Genomic DNA, 18,539 nt, shown 5'->3' on the forward strand with positions numbered 1-18,539 from the left:
CTATTTTGTGTGATATTTGCACTATTTTGATTTAACGAAATTAAACAAAGACTTATATTAACTAATTGAAGCATCAACTATGCGACTCATCTTGCGAGGCATGCATGCAAATAAAGCCACTTAAATCAAAGCAGCAATTCCTGATTTTGGCGCTATGCTTCATTGCTCTAAGCCTTGCCATTGTTTTGCTGTTAGGCAAATATAGCGGCCAATCAACTACTGTAAATATGTCGCCGAGCGAGCATAAACTCGCTCTTGCCGAGCGCCCTCAATTTACTGATGTCACCCAAATAACAGGCATCGACCATAGCCATATTCAACACACCGGACACATTGCCGACCTTATCGACAGTACTCACGCAAGTGCTTGTGTTGCCGATTTTAACAATGATAGTTGGGTCGATATTTTGTTTGTTAATGGCGGTGGTCATACTCGTTTTTATGGTAAAAAATCATGGTGGCAAGATCATCGCCAAATCATCCTTTATGCTAACAATCAAGGCCATTTTGACGACATTAGCGGATTTTCACCACAAATTTTGAATTCAGGCACCTCCTGTAGCGTGGCTGATTTTAATGATGATGGTTTAACTGACATTGTCATTGGCACCACAGGTAAAGACTTATTATTTAAAAACACCGGCGATTTTACATTTGAAGAAATTACCACCTTTGCCGACGCCTCACAAAAGACATGGACAAGCCATATCAGTATTGCTGATATCAACGCAGATGGCTTACCCGATATTCATCTGAGCAAATTTATTAACTATCGCCAAAACCAAAAAAACCTCGAATTGTTTTTTGGATTTTCAGAGCAGCATAATTTACAACTAGATGTTGGTAAGTTCGATGGCCTACAAAATACGATACTGTTAAATCAAAATGACTTTTTATTTCAAGATCAAAGCCAAGCGCTGGGTTTTTCTATTCAGCCTGCGCGGACGTTATCCAGTACGTGGGTTGATATTAATCATGATGAATTACCTGATTTAATTGAGCATAATGTGGGTGACAACCCTTCAAAGACTTACTTACAAACTAACGAAGGTGTATTTACAGAGCTCATTGACCCAAAGTGGCCATTGCGCGCAAACAATGTTCATTATTCTGCACTAGGCCAACAAATAAATGACGACGAGCCACTTTGGATTGCAACTCGACCAGCAGGCCTGGCGAGCTTAGTTAAATATGCCCCCAGCTTTTCAAAAGACATCAGTTGGCAAGCCGGCATTGCGTCTCATGATCGCACATACCAACATCAATGGGGCAACGTATTTACTGATTTAAATAACGATGGTTACACAGACGTGGTGATTGCTAACGGCAGTTTACGTGGCGACCCTTTTAGTCCACAAATGACCATTCCCATGCCAAGCTTATGCGCAATACGCCAGCACAAGGCCCAGTCACAAAACTCATATTTTGAAAGCGCAGCATGCGCTAAGCAAAGGCTGTTGTCTGCGCGCTCAGTGATTAAGCTTGACTACAATAATGATGGGGCTATGGACTTGCTTTTTGTGGCCAACAACGATTTTCCACACCTTCTTAAAAATACAGTGAACGAAACCCAAAATTGGATAGGACTGCAGGCGCACAGCAAATATTCACTTTCGATTGAAAGCAAGGACAAAACCCTACGCTATGGCGAAGATCAGCGCCAAGCTTTATTTGGCAGCCATGATCCAAGATGGCACTTAGGGTTAGGAGCGCAATCGTCGGTTGTTGCATTGGTAAAGTCCTCGGCAGGTAAGCTAATCCACAAGCAAAGCTTAGCGGCCAATCAGTATTATTCTTTTGACGGCACAAAATGGCGACCCATCGCATCACCACATAGTGAGCCGCATCCTTTTGCTCATATTGCAATGGTGCAAAAAGCGGAAAGCGGCGAAATCATTAGCTCTACAAACTTATCTTCACTGCTATTAAATTCACTCAAGCAACAAAAAAGCGAAACATGGCTTGAGCTTGCTTTAACACTGTTACAAGCGCAAACAGACCAGCAACTATCAATCCTAGCGACGTATGTGAAAGATTACCCAGAACGCTCTGCGCTACCTTTATACATGTCTTTATTGAAGCATTCTAATCGTGAAGTTTCAAAGGCAGCCAGCAGCGCCATTAGCATGCTAGAAGATGAATACAGTGCCAGCTTATTGTTAGCCAGCTTAGATGAAAAAAAGCCAGATCTATATTGCAATATCGCTACTATTTTCACTCAATGGCTTGACCAAGAAGAAGCCGTTGTTAGAGGCAAAGGAAGATCAATTCCCTATTTTATAAAAGGGGTAACACATCACAACCCTGCTATAGTCAAATGCAGTGCACAAGTGCTCGCGCAAGCTGAACACATAAATGGCGCGTATGCGATTATAGAAGTACTTGATAGCGCGAATGAAGCAGCGTTACCCGAGCTAATTAACGCACTTGGTCAGATTAGACAAAAAGAGGCAACAGCTAAGTTACTTGAAATTTTTAAGACAAGTCAGCGCGCCGATGTTCTGCAACAAACACTAATTGCATTAAAGCGCCTCGACTTCACTGATTTTGAATCACTGATTCAAAACAAGACGGACCAAGCTCCATTGTGGCTTGCTATCAGCAGCCTTCCGCTGAGTCAAAATGCCATCGTCATCCATGAGTCCATCAAAAATAAATGGCTAGCCTTAGTTACGCCAGCCAAATTTAAAGATTTTGTTGAGCCAAGTAACCGGGATTTGTATTTGCGCTTATCTTTGCATTTAGCAAATATTTTTACCCTAGCAGACGCAGACAATTTGACCAATGATGATAGCGCAAGCCCCTATTACATTGATGCAATTTTAAACTTAAAAGAATTGCCACCAGCAATGCTGAGCAAAGTACTAGAACAAACGCTCAGTATTACTCAGCTAACAAAGCTGTCTTACCAGCTTGAAAAGTTAGCGCCTATTGATATTTTGCATAGCACTGAGCAAATTTCTAACCTTATTTCATTGTCACAAAGCTTGAATGAAAGGCAACAACAGAACTTAGCACAGCTCCTCACCACAAAAAGGTTTACAGATTTTTCGGCCATAAATAAAGAGTATGTACTTAGCAAGTGCCTGCAAAACGCCGCCAGCAAAGACTTCTTAAAGCTTAAATCAACAAGTCACAGGCAGCTTTTACTGCTACAAACACAATGTGATTTTTTGCGCCAGATAAACAAAGATGAGATAGTCAGTAGCGAGCAATTATCACAAATCATTTCACGCTTGGAAGTAACACAAGTGGCTTTTTTGAAAGATGTAAATGCGCTTAACGCTAAGATGAACAAAATAGTCTCAAACAAGCTTTCAAGTTTTATTTTATATCGCTCTGATTTAAGTAGTGATAGCAAAAACTATTGGGCATTGTCTAACTTTGCTAACGACAAACTTAGTCAAACATGGATAAACAAACAGATTGAATTAGGCGACAATGCGCTACTCCAACAACTATTGCTAAGCGACAAAATAGCCTTATTAGCTAGTAGCGACAAGCTAGAAAGTTTATTGCAAAATTCGCTTTTATCAACTGAGGTGAAATTTGGTATAAGTGGTGTAGTTAAAGCAATGAGGCTGAGGGAAAAGGGTATATAGATGAACAAAGTGAATCTCAACAAGGAAGGATTTTTTTAGGCTTAAGCATAAGCCTTGCACTCTTGTTGAGCCTAAGCGGGGCTATTTCGTACTTTGTCTATCATAGCGTTTTAAGTCAAATAAGTAGCTTATTGCATTTAGCAATGGGCATAATGTTATCGCTAATTCTCCTCCCCTATTTATTTGTGCACTTTAAACGAATATACGGAATTAGACGGCTACTTACTTTTGCTAGCGGATTAGTTGCAGCTATTATTGTACTAGCCATGATTATTTCAGGTTGGCAAATCCTACTTTCGGGCAGTACACAAACCAACCAGTTAACGATGGACATACACATATATAGTGCAAGTCTTTTTGTTCTCATCTCGCTTTTACATATCGTCATTCATTTTTATTCTTACTCGCCTTATCGTAAAACGCAAAACGACAAGTTACCCACCCTATCGCAGTCGCCCAAATACATAAAATATTTAGGTTTCGCTTTTACAGCTCTTGTCTGTGCAATTTGGTTGCTCAACACATTGAGTGCAAAGCCTTACACGAACAAACCGGTTGTAGAAGATTATGCATACACCTATGGAGATCATCCATTTCGCCCTAGCCAGACCGAAACCAACAATAGCGAGTTTATTGACGAGCGAGCAATCGCTAATACGCAAAAGTGCGCTCAATGCCATGCTGATATAGCGCAGCAGTGGAACTCTTCGGCGCATAAACTTGCCGCCTCTGACAAAGCCTATGTTACCAATATTCTTTTACTTGAAAAAAACAAAGGTATTGAAGCTACTCGATATTGCGAAGGCTGCCATGCGCCGATTGCACTATTAACGGGCCAGTTAAGTGAAGGCGGTCTTCATGGCGGGATAAGTGCTACTGCAGCGAATAAGGAAGGAATAAACTGCCAATCATGCCATGGGATAAGCTCATTGGTGCATACAAAGGGCGTAGCCAGTTACCATTTTGAGATTAATCAACCTTATTTATTTGAAACGGCCTCGGGCGATATTTTTCAATCAATTAATCGCCTCGCCATCAAACATAATACCGCTCAACATAAAAAAGATATGTTATCAGCGGTACAAACAACATCCCAGGTATGCGCCAGTTGCCACGCCCAGTTTATTGACAAAGAAATAAATGATTGGGGCTGGATAAAAATGCAAGATGAATATAGCGCATGGCTAGACAGCCCCTATGCAGGCAACAACGACCCGCAATTTGCGCATAGTAAGCAGCAGCGCTGTCAAGATTGTCATATGCCAATGGTCGCTTCCACCGACCCATCAGCGAATAAAGATGGCATGGTACGAGATCACCGATTTGTCGCAGCCAATACAATGTTGCCAACCTTAAGCGGTGATAAAGCCATGCTAGAAGCGACCGAAAGCTTTTTACAAGCAAACAAAGTCAGGGTAAGCATTGAGCCTCCGCATCGAAAAGACGCAACCATAAATAAAATGCCAACTCAATCAGACACCTTAGAAGGCGTTCTCCAGCCCTTCTTTTACTATAAAGGCGAACAGGCAAAAATAAATGTCATTGTGGCTAATGTGGGTGTGGGTCATAACTTCCCAGGTGGAACGATTGATATTAATCAGGCATGGGTTGCCTTTCAAGCAAGGGATGCTGACGGCAATATCATCTATTCAAGTGGTGACATTGACGACAACGGTTATTTAGACAAAAACGCGTATCAGTATCGCTCAATACCGGTAGATAGATATGGTGAACATGTTTGGAAACACGACCTGTTTAATATGGTTGGCAAAACCACAGTGAATATCATCAAAGCCGGGCAGTCAGACGTTGTAGAATTCAGTTTTAAAGTGCCCTACTGGGTAAAAGGCCCTATTAGCATTGCCACACAGGTTAAGTACCGCAAGTTAAATACTCGTTATGCTAAATGGGCGCTTCAAGAGGAATATCAAAGCTTACCCATTACTGATATGTCGCGGGCACAATTGCAAATTCCAATCCGCCAAAACAAAAAGGCAACACCTAGTCCTTAAGGTAAAATCGAGGCTAAGCTGATTTAACAGCTAGGCTTACCCTCAGATTTGCATAGATGTTGATTTACAAAGTCTAGAATTTGTGAAAACAAGCGCATGCTCTGATCATCCTCAGCGAAGTGATGGTCAGCATCCTCATACAATGCCCATGTAACATCAGCATTTGCTTGCTCCAATAAAAGTTTTGCCCTTAAGCTATGTTCTGGGCTAACGCGTTCATCTTTGAGGCCGTGTATTAACAACAAAGGTGTTGAAAAGTTGTGAAGTTGATAAAGCGGTGAAATGCTAATCAGCTCTTCATAATCATTGACTCTGTCTCCCACATATTCTTGTAACCACTTAAGCTGAGGTTCACTTATATACGCTTGATGTAAAAACAAATTCATATCAGTCACGCCAGCAACACTCACCGCACACTTAAACAAATCAGGTGACTGAATGCTGAGCATAAGCGAAGCATAACCGCCATAACTCATGCCTACAGCACAAGTTCGCGTTGCATCTATATCCTTGCGTTTGTGAACAGTATTAAGCGCTTTGTTTAACTCTAGCAAGATACTCTTGCCCCACTGTTTTTTACCCGAGTCGCGGTGTAATAAGCCATAACCACCTGAGCCTCTGTAATTAACGCGCAATACGGCAATACCGTTGGCGGCAAAAAATTGCGTAGCAGGGTCAAAATAAGGAGTATCAAAAACGTTAAATGGTCCACCATGAGGCATAATTATTAAGGGCGCGGGTGAGTCAGCACTTGCCTTTTCCGGCAGGGTAAGCAGGTAAGGAATATCCATATTGTCAACCACTACGCTTCCTTTAACCTGTCGTGAAGAAAGTTGCTCGGGGAGCTGCAAAAATTGCCTAGCAACAACAATGGCGCTTTTGTTTGCGTGCTTTATAAGGTGTTCGCCGGGGCGATTATGGGCTTGTGTGAAAAGAAGTTTAACGTCATTCTCAACACTTTCGTCAACTACCACCTCTAATTTTTCAGCATCGTTTTTGGTCGGCTGTCCGTCAAAGTATTGTTCAACATACAGGCCCTCTTCTACTACCACGACGCCAATGGCCTGCTTGTTTTTTGAAAACAAAATGTCTTGAATCGGCAAGCCAGGTGAGCTGAAAATAGTCTCGTGAGTGCCGGCCTCATAATCAACAAGATAAAGATTCAAACGTTCTTCTTCATGATAGTCAATGGCATAAAAGGAGTTCGTCTCTGCTGCTTTGGCGATGGGCAAGAACACAAGCGGCGTGTCTTTATCAATGTTATCGATTTTGTTGCTAAGTTCTTTGTCTTTTAAAACATCCTCTTCCCACTTCTTAATTTCTTTTGGTGTAAGTTCACCACTTTGTTCGTTTGCTTCAAATAAAGCGAGCTCCATCTTGCCGTCTTCTGGAAAAAACACCACGGCCGATGGCAAGCCGCTACTCTTGAAAAACCAACGAATCGCAAAACCGTCTACCTGCGCGACAACATTTTTAGCGATAAATTGGCCTCCATCCACACGCGTAAGTTTGTCGCGTTTCTGATTTATTTTTAGCAATTTATTGATATGAATTTTATATACTTTTGACTTTCTAGCATTGCGCGCAAAATAAAATACACCCGCTTGTGAAGGCGCAGCTTCAATCAGTTGCCCTGGTGTTGTGACTTCATAAATAATCGGCTTGTTTGTTGCTGCCAGCATATCAATAACAATCAATCGGGTTTGAATATTGCGTTCCAATAACGAGGTTTCTACTTCCGCTTTATCAATCAATACCGCGGCTACATACTGATTATCTAACCACTTAATATCTCTAAACAAAGTGTCAGCATCAAAAACCTCTGCCAAATCAACCTTGTTTTTGACCACTTGAGTCAAGCTATCGTGCATGGCCAGCTCACGGGTGCTTTTTGACACTCTCGCAACTAAGTAATTTTCTCCGTTTGGCGCTAATCGCAATACCACAGTAGGTTTTTGTGCAAAAAACGATGCGGCCAAGTCATTGGCCAATACCATTTGCTTTGGCAATAGCATTTGGCTTAGCAACAAAAAGCAGAATAACAGGCAGGCTCTAACCATTATTTCTCTCCTTGAAATGCGCGAAGAAAGGATCAGGATAACCGGCACCATGCGCGATAGGGAAAAGAATATCTGATGATTGAAGTAATGTTTCTAAGCTTTGTAAATGTATTGCGAAGTGATTGCGCCAAGCAACGTCCAATGAGTTTTTGCTTCGAATCGCGCTAACCACAAGCGAACCGATATAATTGACGTGCTCACTTTTAACCCGGAAGCGCCAGCTTACGCTGTTGTCTGTTGCTAATTTATAGGGAAGGTCAAAGTGCGGCACGTCAATTCTTGTAATTTGATACAAGCCTTCGGGCAAGTTAACAAACGTCACCCCATCGCGGCCCGACAAGTCGAGTCTAATAGCATCATTGCTAGCATCGATAAAGCTAAGGTCGTCTAAGTTTTTATAGCTATCATCAAGACTGCTTTCTCGTATGCGCCTTAAGCTTAGCATCACATTTGGTTGCTTAAGGTCATTGAACATTACCGCAATGCCAAAATCCTTCTGTTTTCTTGAGGGCATTGTTGGTGAATCAAAAACGCTCCAATATTCTGGTGCTTTAGTATGCCCTATAGAAATAGTTGCAAGCACCAAGATCACGAATAAAACTAACTGCGTTGTTCTTGACATAAGTCTTCCGTTAAAACTACTTGTTGTATATATTAGCAACGCTAGACGTTTTACACCACTGCTTTACATACTAGCTTTACACGCTATGACTAAGTGCTAAAAAGGGTTAACCTATTGTAGCGGTGCGTCTTATCTCACTTGGATATAAAAATTGGAAATACACATAAAAATAAGGAAAAAGTATGTCAGTTAAAAAGCTCCTTGTCGCGGCTATTATTGGTTTTAGTGCCTTGCTTGGCGGTTGCGCGTCTAATGTAAATGTGGCCAAGCAACTAAGCGAGCAACAAAGTGTGCCACCTCAAGAAGGTGTGTTAGTTGCTCGGGTAATCAATACCACAGGCTATCGCCTACCATTTAACCAATTATTTATCGATCCTAAAGCGGTCAATACTTCTAAAGAAGTCAAAACCGTGCTGGTCTACTCAGAAGATAAACCGGTTGGTGACAGTAGCTTGTTTGCCGTTACAATGCCCGCTGGCGAATACTCTTTAGCAGCCGTACGTTCAATCATTTTTCGCGGCGAAGGCTATTACACTCGGGCCACGTATTCAGACCCAGAGTTTGGTACATTTTCAGTGCAAGCAGGTAAAGTAACCGACCTTGGTACTATCATCTATTACGCAAAACCCCAAGACGACGTATACAAAGACATATTAATAAGATTGCCCGAGTCAGCAAAAGGCGAGGTATTAAATGAATACTTCCCAACATTTGCAACAGCACCAGACAATATAATGACATGGGATGCTGATGAACGAGATGATATCAGGTTTGCGCAGTATGCCAGCGCCGTACAAAACCCAATTTCATTTGCCGATGAAGTAGTAGCCCCCGACGGCAGTATTTACTTTTTGGGTAAGCTGGGCGTAATGTTAAGGTATCAGCCAGATGAAGGCTTTGAAACACTCGCAATAGATTCTGATTTGCAAGTCTCTAGTTTTGCCCAAAATGATGCTGGCGACCGAATTGCAGGTGGGTTTGAAGGCGCTTTGTTTTTTCAAGCAAATAATGGTGATTGGGAAGCAGTTAGCATCCCTGAACAAGCAACTGTGCACTACCTCTCATTTTATCAAGAGAATCAATTTGACGTTGTTTACACTATCGACAACGAACTTCGGATTGTTCGATTCAATAATGAAGACCTAAGCACGTCACATTTATTGAATACATATACCTATGCCAAGCGCTGGGAATTGGCCACAGAAGATGTTACGCCACGGGACAAAGTACCTTCAAAACCTCACAATATTAATTCAGTATGGATATCGCAAAAAGGCGACAGCAAAATACTTAAAGTGAATAGTTACAAAGTGGGCAGTTGGACACCTTTTGATGCCACCCTTACTGAGTCTTATGTATTTTCACCCGACACATGGGAAATGAGTGTACGCAAAGACGACGATGAGTCGATGGACTCTATTCTAACTGCTGGTGCTGCTGAAATTGGTATTAAACAAGCTGGTTTTTGGTCTTGGACAGGTATGCCAAGTTATTATACTCGGGCAAATTCATCGAGCGAGTGGCGAGAGGTAAGCGCAAAGATTGTTAGTTGTAAAGAAGGCGCGATATTAAATAATAATGGCTTATGCGTAAGGGGTAAAACGCCTGAAAAAGAGCGCACTGAAAGCTTCACTTTTGTGTCACGCCCATGGTTTTGGGATGGTGACAACGGCATTGCAATCGTAAACTTTTCAAGCCGTGATTTTTGGTCAGGAAAAAGCTCATCTGAAACAAGTATATTGATAACAAACAATGGCGGCGAAACCTGGGAGAAAACAGAACTCAGCCTGCCTAAACCATACTGTTCAAACATTATTGGCGATGTGACTGACCGTATATTGTTGTCATGTAGTGGTGCAACGAGCGACTTTTTCGAGTCAACAGACCGAGCCGAGACTTGGCAACATATTAGGCAGCAGCAAGACTTTTAGGGTGTCAGCACTACTTGTCTTGGCAAGTAATAAATGTGTTAGCCATAGGAGCAGACATTGTGCAAAGGGTTGTCGTTGGCATCCCTTCTGCGCTATCCACTTTCGCTATTTATATGCTTGCTACTTTAGTATTTCAACAACGACAGAACGCGCTACAATATAAAAATTAGACTCAACAATAGCCCGATCGGGCTTGCAATTAATACAAAGCTTAACGCCAACTTTTGTAATAGTGCCTATTTTTTCTCCAACTGAGTCTTGTTCAGCAAGCGACATTTCACGAAAATGAGGATGGCTAAACTGAAACGGACAATCCATGTAACAAATACCACTAATCGTTATTCTAACTTGATCGCCATAGGTGAAATCTTGACTCGCAACAATGATCAATGAGTCTCCATCAAAGGAGTGAACCTCATAGTCCCATGTCTTCGCTTTATTTAATTCGTCGATATATGTCACTGAATATTCCCATCAAATACAGCATTGGTCACCAGCGACGCCCAAAGTGAATAAGAATCTACCACTTTTCAAAACGTTTGCTGCCTGCTTTGATTAACGTCACCGTTATATTATTTCTAGCTTTCAAATTCCTCAACCTTTTTTTGCACTGCTTGATATATTCATCTGAGTCCTCAGCGAGTAATAAGAACCTTGTAAATAACTTTTTGGAATTACGCGGGCTCATCCAGTCTCCTTCAGATGTTTACTTAGCTTAAGCAGTAGTGACGGTTTTTGAAAAGGATCTTCGATTCTAAAATACAAAAATCCCGCAAAATTAATGCGGGATTAAGTCATCGCTACTTCAAATATACATTAAAAACGATAGTTTACGCCAATCTCAAATGAACGTTCAGGGCCAACGTATATACCTTGGCGCAGGCCGGTGATATAACGCTTGTCAGTTAAGTTTTTAATTGCAGCAAATAGTTTTGTATTTTGATCCACAGAATATTGCGCGGTTAAATCAAGCAGCGTATATGACGGCATTAATCCACCCCAAATACCGCCAGCGGCATCATCGGGAATGTCGATGGTGTTACTAGCATCACCATATTGTTCGCCGCGATAGTGCGCGGTGAGTGCGCCGCTTAGCTTATCGCTTTCATAACTTAGCGCAGCATTGGCAATGACTTTAGGTGCATAAGGTAAACGGTTACCGTCATTTTCACCTGTTGTAAACTCAGAAGTTGGAATAAAAGTAGCGTTAGTATCAATAAAAAAGCCGCTGCCTATATCGTATGCTAGCATCAACTCCATGCCTAAATGTTCGGTTTCGCCACCGTTTGACTGAGACAAATTTGGATCGCTATTACCCGTTACTACTTGGTTGCTAAAGTCCATGAAAAACGCGGCCGCTTCGTAAGTAAGGTTACCCACTTTGCCTCTTAGCCCTAGCTCATAGTTGGTTGAACGTTCACCATCTAAGTTTTGGTCGCTAAGTCCGTCAAGTGCCACACCATTTGATGCTGGCGAAAACGCGCGGTAAACACCACCATAAATTTGCGCAGAATCACTCACGTCGTAAGTCGCTCCAACACCCGGTAAAATTTCAGTGTTGCTGGTGGTCGCTTCGGCGTTGTTGTCAGTCAATATTACGCGTTTTTGCTCATATGACTCCACTCTAAGGCCTGGCGTAAAAGCAAAAACGTCGCTTACTTGAATGCGGCTTTGGGCATAGCCGGCATAACTTTCTGCAGAATCAATACGATGGCGATCGTTAGTGCCTGTGCGATCAGAGCTGCGTAGAGCACGAATGCGGGTATCGTTAGACTCTTCTTGCATGAAGCGCAAACCAAATTCACTATTGGCTTCTAAGCCGAACAAGTTGTGGTCTAGGGTCAAGCGGCTTTCTATGCCTACGCGTTCAAACGAGCGGTTATTACCGGTTAAACTGTCGGTATATACCCATCTGTCAGCCTCATTAGAGGCGTCAGTATCTACGTTATAACGCCAATAATCTCGGCTAACGTCACTCCAATATACAACGGTATTTAGCGTTGCATCATCAGACAATGACCATTCATGATTAATATCAAAAGCGGTGCGCTCAGATAAGTAATAATCGTCGGGCGCAGGGTTGTAGTCTTCACCCGCTTCATAATCTGACAATAGCAGTCCACGATATGAGATATTTGCGTCATTTTCATGGTGCGAAAGTTTAATACCCAACTTTTGATCATTGTTAAAAATAACGCCAGCTTTAGCCATTACATCGGTCATGTCATAGCCTTTATCCATAAAACCGTCGCTGCTTGCATGGGTTGCTACAACGCCAGCAAATGCGTCTTCGTCGTCATTTTTGCCACCGGCTTCTACGCTGAGTTCTTGCATATTAAACGAACCAACTCGCCCAGTAAGAATAACGCCGTCATCAGGTGTTTTAGTTTTATAGTTAACCACGCCACCTATTGTAGATGGGCCATAGCGAAGTGAAGCTGAACCTTTCAAAACTTCAATTTGGCTCACACGCTGAATACGCGGGTTAAAATAACGGTCGTTGCCAATAAAAAGGCCAGGCGCAACAGGCACACCGTCTTCTAACAATAGTGATTTCGATTCACTTGCTGATAAACCACGAATACCGAAATTAGCCACAATGGCAGTTTCTTCTTCACTTTTAGTATTCACACCTGAAATACGACGTAAAACATCTTCGGTTGACAATGGTTGAATTCGTTCAATTTGTTCTTGGTCGACAATAACAACACTACCCGTTTGCTTTAAAAGTACAGGGTTGCTGTCACCGATTACGCGGATAACCTCAATAGCAGGCATAATATTATCGCCGGCGTCTCCGGCATTGGGGGCTTGTTGAGCTAGGGCGCTGAAAGATAAAACGGCGACTGAAACTGACAAAGATAAGCGCGTTAGCTTAGTTTGCATAATGAAAATTCCTTGATTAAAAACGGTCTAATGCGAAAAGATGCGCTATTGGAACACACATGCAAATGAGAATCAATATCATTCGTATAATAAATGAGTGAAAAGAAGGTTAATGCATTTGCCGATATCAAATTTTGATCGGCGTACTATTAAATTGGAAGCATTGATAGACCAACAATAAAGAATCGAAGTTCTGATTCAAATTTTTAAAATCTTCTGGCTTACTTGAATTGTGATAAATAAAGGTATTAAATTGACTGTAATTGTAAAAATATGACTCAATATGAGTTATAATGTTTAAATTGTAACGTATTTGTAAATAGGACAGTGCTAATGATTCGTATGTTTATAAAAATGGCTATTTTGGCTTTTATCAGTTTTCAGGGGGCGGCAAAGTCCCAACCTAATGTTTTATTCATCGCCGTTGATGATCTAAGGCCAAGTATCGGTGCTTACGGGGATGAATTAGCGATTACACCCAATATAAATAAGTTAGCGGTACAAGGCACTATGTTTAAACAAGCATTTGCTAGCGTGCCTACTTGTGGTGCGTCGCGAGCTAGTTTATTTACAGGGATCCGGCCAACAGCACAACGTTTTCTTACCTATAATTCTCAAGTACAAGTAGAAACACCAAACGCAACAACTATTCCAAAACATTTAAAACAGAATGGTTACTATGCGGTTAGTTTAGGAAAAGTATTTCACAATAAATCGGACTCTGCGGATCATTGGAGTGAAGAGCCTTGGACTCCTAAAACTGTTGGCAACTATCACGATCCTAAAAATATTGAAATCACTCAAACCCACAAGGGAGGCAGAGCCTATCCGTATGAAAATTATGATTATGACGATTTAGAACATAAAGATGGGATTATCGCCTCGAAAGCCATCGCTAGTTTGCAGACCTTGTCTAATAAAACACAGCCATTTTTCTTAGCGGTGGGTTTTGCCCGTCCACATTTACCTTTTAACGCGCCCAAAAAATATTGGGATTTGTACCCTGAAGAAAAAATTTCCTTACCCAGTAATTATTTTCGGAGCTTGTATGCTCCCAATCAAGCATTTCATAACTCAGGTGAATTACGCACTTATTATGGAGTACCCAAAAACGGGGATGTGAGTGATGAAATGGCATTAAGCTTAAAACGGGGCTACTATGCTAGTGTAAGTTTTGTTGATGCTCAAATCGGGCGTGTGTTAAGTGAGGTTGAGAGTTTAGGTTTAGATAAAAATACTATAGTGATTCTATGGGGTGATCATGGCTGGCAATTGGGTGAACACAAGTTATGGAATAAACACGCCAACTTTAAGACTTCGACCCATGCACCCTTGATATTTTCTGTACCAGGAAAGCAAACGAATCAGCAAACTGATGCCTTAACCGAGTTTGTGGATATATTTCCCACTTTATGTGATTTATTAGGCTTACCACAGCCTGAACAGTTGCAAGGGGAAAGTGTAGCTAACTTGTTGGATGATCCAGACGATCATAAAAATTCAGTTGCCTTTATTCAGTGGAAAAACGGTACCACTATGTTTACTGAGCGTTATGCCTATACGGAATGGTTTGATAAAAATGGTATATTTGAGGCGAATATGTTGTTCGACCACAAAAACGATGCGGACGAAAACGTCAATGTGTCTAAAAATCCTGAGCACAAAACACTTATTTCTCAATTATCTGAAACGTTAAATGAAAAGCGACTATCTATAAAGTAGCAACAGAATAATATATTGGGCCTATCATAACTAGGCCTCGTATATGGTATTAAAAATGTAAAAAGTATAGGACAAATGAAAAGCCAACGGTGACTATGGTATGGTTTTATCTTTCATCAAATACTCTTCATTGGTTTATTCTTAATTTGTTTGAACTTGCTTCTTAAAACCCTTTAACCGCACCGCTAAGGTAATAAACACCCGGTACTTGATTCGTCATCGCTTGCTTTCTCAAAACCTCATTTGATGACACTTCTACACCGTTAATGGTTAAGAGCGAAACTTGTGGCAATATAAAATTAGCCCGGCTATTTTTGGGAATAGTCACCTCCATATCAAGTTGTCCTTGGCTAATGCGCCAGCTAACTTTAATCTCTCCTTGAGGTGTTTTATAACTGCCTGATGCATTTTCTAAACGCTGATTAAATTGCGGCGCGATAATAATATCTTTAAAACCAGCGCTTGCGGCATTAATCCCCAAAATACCTTCATAAAACCATTTTGCGACCGCGCCATAGGCGTAATGATTGAGCGAATTCATTGATTCTTTACTAAAGCCGTCTTCAAGAGAGTATGAGTTCCAGCGTTCCCAAGTGGTGGTTGCACCATTGTTGATAGAGTAAAACCATGAGGGATAGGTTTCTTTAAACAATATATCAAACATTAGATCGCTGCGGCCGATGCTTTGTAATACCGGCGCCAATAAAGGTGTGCCAAGAAATCCCGTGCCTAAATGTTTATCAGTGGCTTCAATGGCATCAACTAAATGTTGCTGCGCATTGATCAGGTCTTGACCTTCAAACAAATCAAAAGCGATAGGTAAGAGATAACTGGTTTGAGTTGACGCACTTTTCACTTTGGTTTTTTGATCGTAATAGGTATCGCGAAAAGCCTGCTTTACTTTATTTAATGTGTGAGTATATGTTGAGGCATCGTCATCATGACCAAGTACCTTGGCGATTTTTGCTGCGTAATCTAATGAGCGTGCATAATAGGCTGTCGATATTAGGTTCTGTGGTGTTTGTCCCTTTTGAGCATAAGGTTGCAACCAATCTTTAAAGCCACGTAGACTCGAAGTATATTGCTCTGACTTAGATTTATGAAAGTCCAGCCAACGTTTGATCATGGCATAATTGTCTTGCAAAAATTGTTTATCGCCGTTTAATAAATAAAGCTCCCAAGGAATAATTACGGCAACGTCACCCCATCCAGCAGAGGCTAATTTACCAAAACCATGTCCTTTGTTTGGTACGAAGTTTGGCACACCGCCGTCTTTTGCTTGAGCTTCTCTAACTGATTGCATCCATGCTGCCCAAAAGCCATACACATCAGCCATGTACATTGAAGGCGCGGCAAATACTTGTGCATCGCCGGTCCACCCTAAACGTTCATCCCGTTGTGGACAATCAGTTGGAATATCGAGGAAGTTGCCGCGCAATCCCCAAACTACATTATCAGAGAGTTTATTCAACTTAGCATGTGAACTATTAAAATTGGCATTAACGGTAAAATCTGAATGCAATACGCGACCTTTAACCCAACTTAAATCCGGCGTTTCGGATTGATCAAAGCCAGATACTTCTACGAACCGGTACCCATGAAAGGTAAAAGAAGGCACGTAGTTTATCTGGCCTGATTTAGCGGGCGTATAATAGTCAGTTGCTTTCGCGCTGCGTAAATTTTTTGTGTAAAAACTATTTTTATGTAACGCTTCGGCAAAACGAATGGTAATTTTTTGGTTAGCAATAGCGGGTAATGAGAGTTCTGGTACTCCTAACATGTTCTGTCCCATATCAAACACCACGACCCCGGGTTTAGTGTCTGCAACCTCAACAATACTCATCGCTGGTAAGGTAACCTTCACTGTCGCCGGTTGATGGCGTTTAGGCACTAAAGCCACTTGGGGCTCTATCACTTCTGTAATCACCGTACTCCATCCTAACGCTTTGTAATCAATATTATTCCAACCTGGCATTTCATAATTAGCATCATAAGTTTCACCATCATAATTACTGGCAGCACGAATAGGACCATCAAGGGTGACTTGCCAGTTTTTATCGGTTGCGACGACTTGGCGACTGCCATCGGTATATTGTATTTCAAGTTGTGCTAACAAGGCCGAAGGTTTTATGTTTAATTGTCTTGGCATCAAAATACGGCCGGTATGCCAGCCTTCTGCTACGGTTGCAGCCAACACATTTTTGCCATCATTTATTAATGACGTGACGTCATAGGTTAAGGTTTCAATACGTTGTAAATAAGGAGTCCAACCTGGGGTCATTACATCGGTCGAAACTTTATGGCCATTAATATACGCGTTAAAAAGGCCCTTTGACGTGATGTATAAACGCGCCTGTTTAATCGCCGGTCGATTCTTTGACTCAGCGTTAATCTCGAAAGCAGTTCTTAAATATTGAGGGCGATATACTTTATTCTTCACTTTTATTATGGTGTTTTTCTTTTTATGGTTGAAGTCAAACTCCACCGTTTCACCTGTTTCTGGATGGCGTATCCATTGACCTTGCCAGTCGTCATTGGACAATAACCCTAACTCAATAGTTGCCGGTTCGCTCCAATAAGAAACCTTATGGTCTTCATCCCAAATGCGCACGCGCCAGTAAACTTTTTGACGAGAAGACAGTGGTTTACCTTGATATTTTATCCAAGCGTTAGTTGAAGATAGTTGTTTTAAACTATCCCATAAATCAGCATCTGCAATATTCGTGGCAGATGACGCGACTTGAATTTGAAATGCTTGTTGAAACTGATAATTAGCCTTGGGAGATATTTGCCAAGAAAAACGCGGTTGTTGTTCATAATAGCCAATAGGATCAACAAATCCTTCACCAACCTTAAGTGCTATAGGCGCTAAATTATCACGGCTGTGTTCATTGATAAAAGTACAAGCGGAAAATAAAAAAATTAAGCCAAGCGTTATGCTGCCACGTATATAAGGTAATTTTTTTAAAATATCTTGACACATAAAGATCTCTAAAATAGTTTGTAGATAGACATAGTGCTGTTTACTCACAGTGTTACTTTTCTAATAGCGTTAATAGTTACAGGCCCTATTAACCCTGAAGGTTGTAACCGATCTTTTTCAGATATTTTTAGTTCAAAAGTGACATCAGTGTTAAATTCTTTTGCTTGTGAACTGTCAGGGAATTGTTTTGGATACTTCAAATCGCCTAACAATCGGTTTAGCCAAGTTGTGGCTACTTCAACCGTAAGTATATTTTTACCTGCTTTTGCTGCATCATTTATATTAACTGTCATTGGACGACTCCATAACTCCGCTAATGCTTTGCCATTTAAGCTAACGCGCGCAATCACTCCTACTTCACCTAAATCAAGTTGTAATTGCTGGTCTTCACGCAGGATGCTTTTATCTAATGTAAAGGAAGTTTGATAGGTAATTGTTCCAGAATAATGCTGGAGCGCTACAGGTGTTAACTCAGTCAACGAGCTTAATTTATCTAGCGTTAATTGAGTTGGCACATCGCGATTTTTTTGAAATGTTAACTGCCAAGGTTGTTCTAATGTAATAGATGCTGGTATATCGTCAACGATAGCAGTTTGAGGCGTACCATCGGTACTAATTATCTGATACTTTCCGTTTTCGCTGACATCAATAATGCGGCCACCTGTTGCATTGAACTGAGATAACAAATGGACTGGCTCACCGTCTTTATCTATTCGTTTGA

At 41.3% G+C, this 18,539-nt stretch carries 10 protein-coding genes; 4 read left to right on the forward strand and 6 right to left on the reverse strand.

All coding sequences use genetic code 11. The features are described from left to right. Window positions 1-104: 104 nt before the first annotated feature. Together AC0L6H_RS19870 and AC0L6H_RS19875 are read left to right on the forward strand one after the other, a co-directional pair. Window positions 105-3,602 (forward strand): FG-GAP-like repeat-containing protein, encoded by a 3,498-nt coding sequence (locus AC0L6H_RS19870; RefSeq protein WP_473391061.1) that lies wholly within the window; start codon window positions 105-107, stop codon window positions 3,600-3,602. Window positions 3,603-3,754: 152 nt separating this feature from the next. Continuing rightward, window positions 3,755-5,614, forward strand: coding sequence for a multiheme c-type cytochrome (locus AC0L6H_RS19875; RefSeq protein WP_473391062.1), 1,860 nt, complete (start codon window positions 3,755-3,757; stop codon window positions 5,612-5,614). Window positions 5,615-5,637: 23 nt separating this feature from the next. Here the strand turns inward: AC0L6H_RS19875 and AC0L6H_RS19880 are convergent, their stop codons facing one another. Together AC0L6H_RS19880 and AC0L6H_RS19885 are read right to left on the reverse strand one after the other, a co-directional pair. After that, on the reverse strand, window positions 5,638-7,674 hold the full coding sequence (locus AC0L6H_RS19880; RefSeq protein ID WP_473391064.1) for an alpha/beta hydrolase family protein: 2,037 nt from the start codon (window positions 7,672-7,674) through the stop codon (window positions 5,638-5,640). Further along, window positions 7,667-8,296 (reverse strand): hypothetical protein, encoded by a 630-nt coding sequence (locus AC0L6H_RS19885; RefSeq protein WP_473391065.1) that lies wholly within the window; start codon window positions 8,294-8,296, stop codon window positions 7,667-7,669. The genes AC0L6H_RS19880 and AC0L6H_RS19885 overlap by 8 nt, the downstream gene beginning before the upstream one ends. A gap of 182 nt (window positions 8,297-8,478) precedes the next feature. On the opposite strand from AC0L6H_RS19885, the gene AC0L6H_RS19890 reads away from it, so the two are divergent. Then, window positions 8,479-10,227 carry a hypothetical protein gene (locus tag AC0L6H_RS19890; protein WP_473391066.1) on the forward strand — a complete coding sequence of 583 codons (1,749 nt, stop codon included), beginning with the start codon at window positions 8,479-8,481 and terminating at the stop codon, window positions 10,225-10,227. A 120-nt stretch (window positions 10,228-10,347) separates the two neighbouring features. On the opposite strand, the gene AC0L6H_RS19895 is transcribed toward AC0L6H_RS19890, so the two are convergent. Together AC0L6H_RS19895 and AC0L6H_RS19900 are read right to left on the reverse strand one after the other, a co-directional pair. After that, entirely contained in the window at window positions 10,348-10,689 is a 342-nt protein-coding gene (locus tag AC0L6H_RS19895) for a hypothetical protein (protein WP_473391068.1), read from the reverse strand. A gap of 354 nt (window positions 10,690-11,043) precedes the next feature. Beyond that, complete coding sequence (locus AC0L6H_RS19900) at window positions 11,044-13,113, reverse strand: TonB-dependent receptor family protein (protein WP_473391069.1); 2,070 nt, start codon at window positions 13,111-13,113, stop codon at window positions 11,044-11,046. A gap of 333 nt (window positions 13,114-13,446) precedes the next feature. Between AC0L6H_RS19900 and AC0L6H_RS19905 the strand changes: the two genes are divergently transcribed. Next, window positions 13,447-14,835 (forward strand): sulfatase, encoded by a 1,389-nt coding sequence (locus AC0L6H_RS19905; protein WP_473391070.1) that lies wholly within the window; start codon window positions 13,447-13,449, stop codon window positions 14,833-14,835. A gap of 163 nt (window positions 14,836-14,998) precedes the next feature. On the opposite strand, the gene AC0L6H_RS19910 is transcribed toward AC0L6H_RS19905, so the two are convergent. Both AC0L6H_RS19910 and AC0L6H_RS19915 read right to left on the reverse strand, forming a co-directional pair. Then, on the reverse strand, window positions 14,999-17,866 hold the full coding sequence (locus tag AC0L6H_RS19910; protein ID WP_473391072.1) for an alpha-L-rhamnosidase: 2,868 nt from the start codon (window positions 17,864-17,866) through the stop codon (window positions 14,999-15,001). After that, on the reverse strand, window positions 17,863-18,504 hold the full coding sequence (locus tag AC0L6H_RS19915) for a glycosylhydrolase-like jelly roll fold domain-containing protein (protein WP_473391073.1): 642 nt from the start codon (window positions 18,502-18,504) through the stop codon (window positions 17,863-17,865). Before AC0L6H_RS19915 ends, AC0L6H_RS19910 begins: the two co-directional genes overlap by 4 nt. Between the last annotated feature and the right edge of the window lie 35 nt (window positions 18,505-18,539).

Source organism: Glaciecola sp. G7-5 (assembly GCF_055808975.1).

Excerpts from the sequence above, each read along its gene's own strand:
- AC0L6H_RS19870 (WP_473391061.1), top strand. The coding sequence starts at position 105 with ATGCAAATAAAGCCACTTAAATCAAAGCAGCAATTCCTGATTTTGGCG.
- AC0L6H_RS19875 (WP_473391062.1), top strand. The coding sequence starts at position 3,755 with ATGTTATCGCTAATTCTCCTCCCCTATTTATTTGTGCACTTTAAACGA.
- AC0L6H_RS19880 (WP_473391064.1), bottom strand. The coding sequence starts at position 7,674 with ATGGTTAGAGCCTGCCTGTTATTCTGCTTTTTGTTGCTAAGCCAAATG.
- AC0L6H_RS19885 (WP_473391065.1), bottom strand. The coding sequence starts at position 8,296 with ATGTCAAGAACAACGCAGTTAGTTTTATTCGTGATCTTGGTGCTTGCA.
- AC0L6H_RS19890 (WP_473391066.1), top strand. The coding sequence starts at position 8,479 with ATGTCAGTTAAAAAGCTCCTTGTCGCGGCTATTATTGGTTTTAGTGCC.
- AC0L6H_RS19900 (WP_473391069.1), bottom strand. The coding sequence starts at position 13,113 with ATGCAAACTAAGCTAACGCGCTTATCTTTGTCAGTTTCAGTCGCCGTT.
- AC0L6H_RS19905 (WP_473391070.1), top strand. The coding sequence starts at position 13,447 with ATGATTCGTATGTTTATAAAAATGGCTATTTTGGCTTTTATCAGTTTT.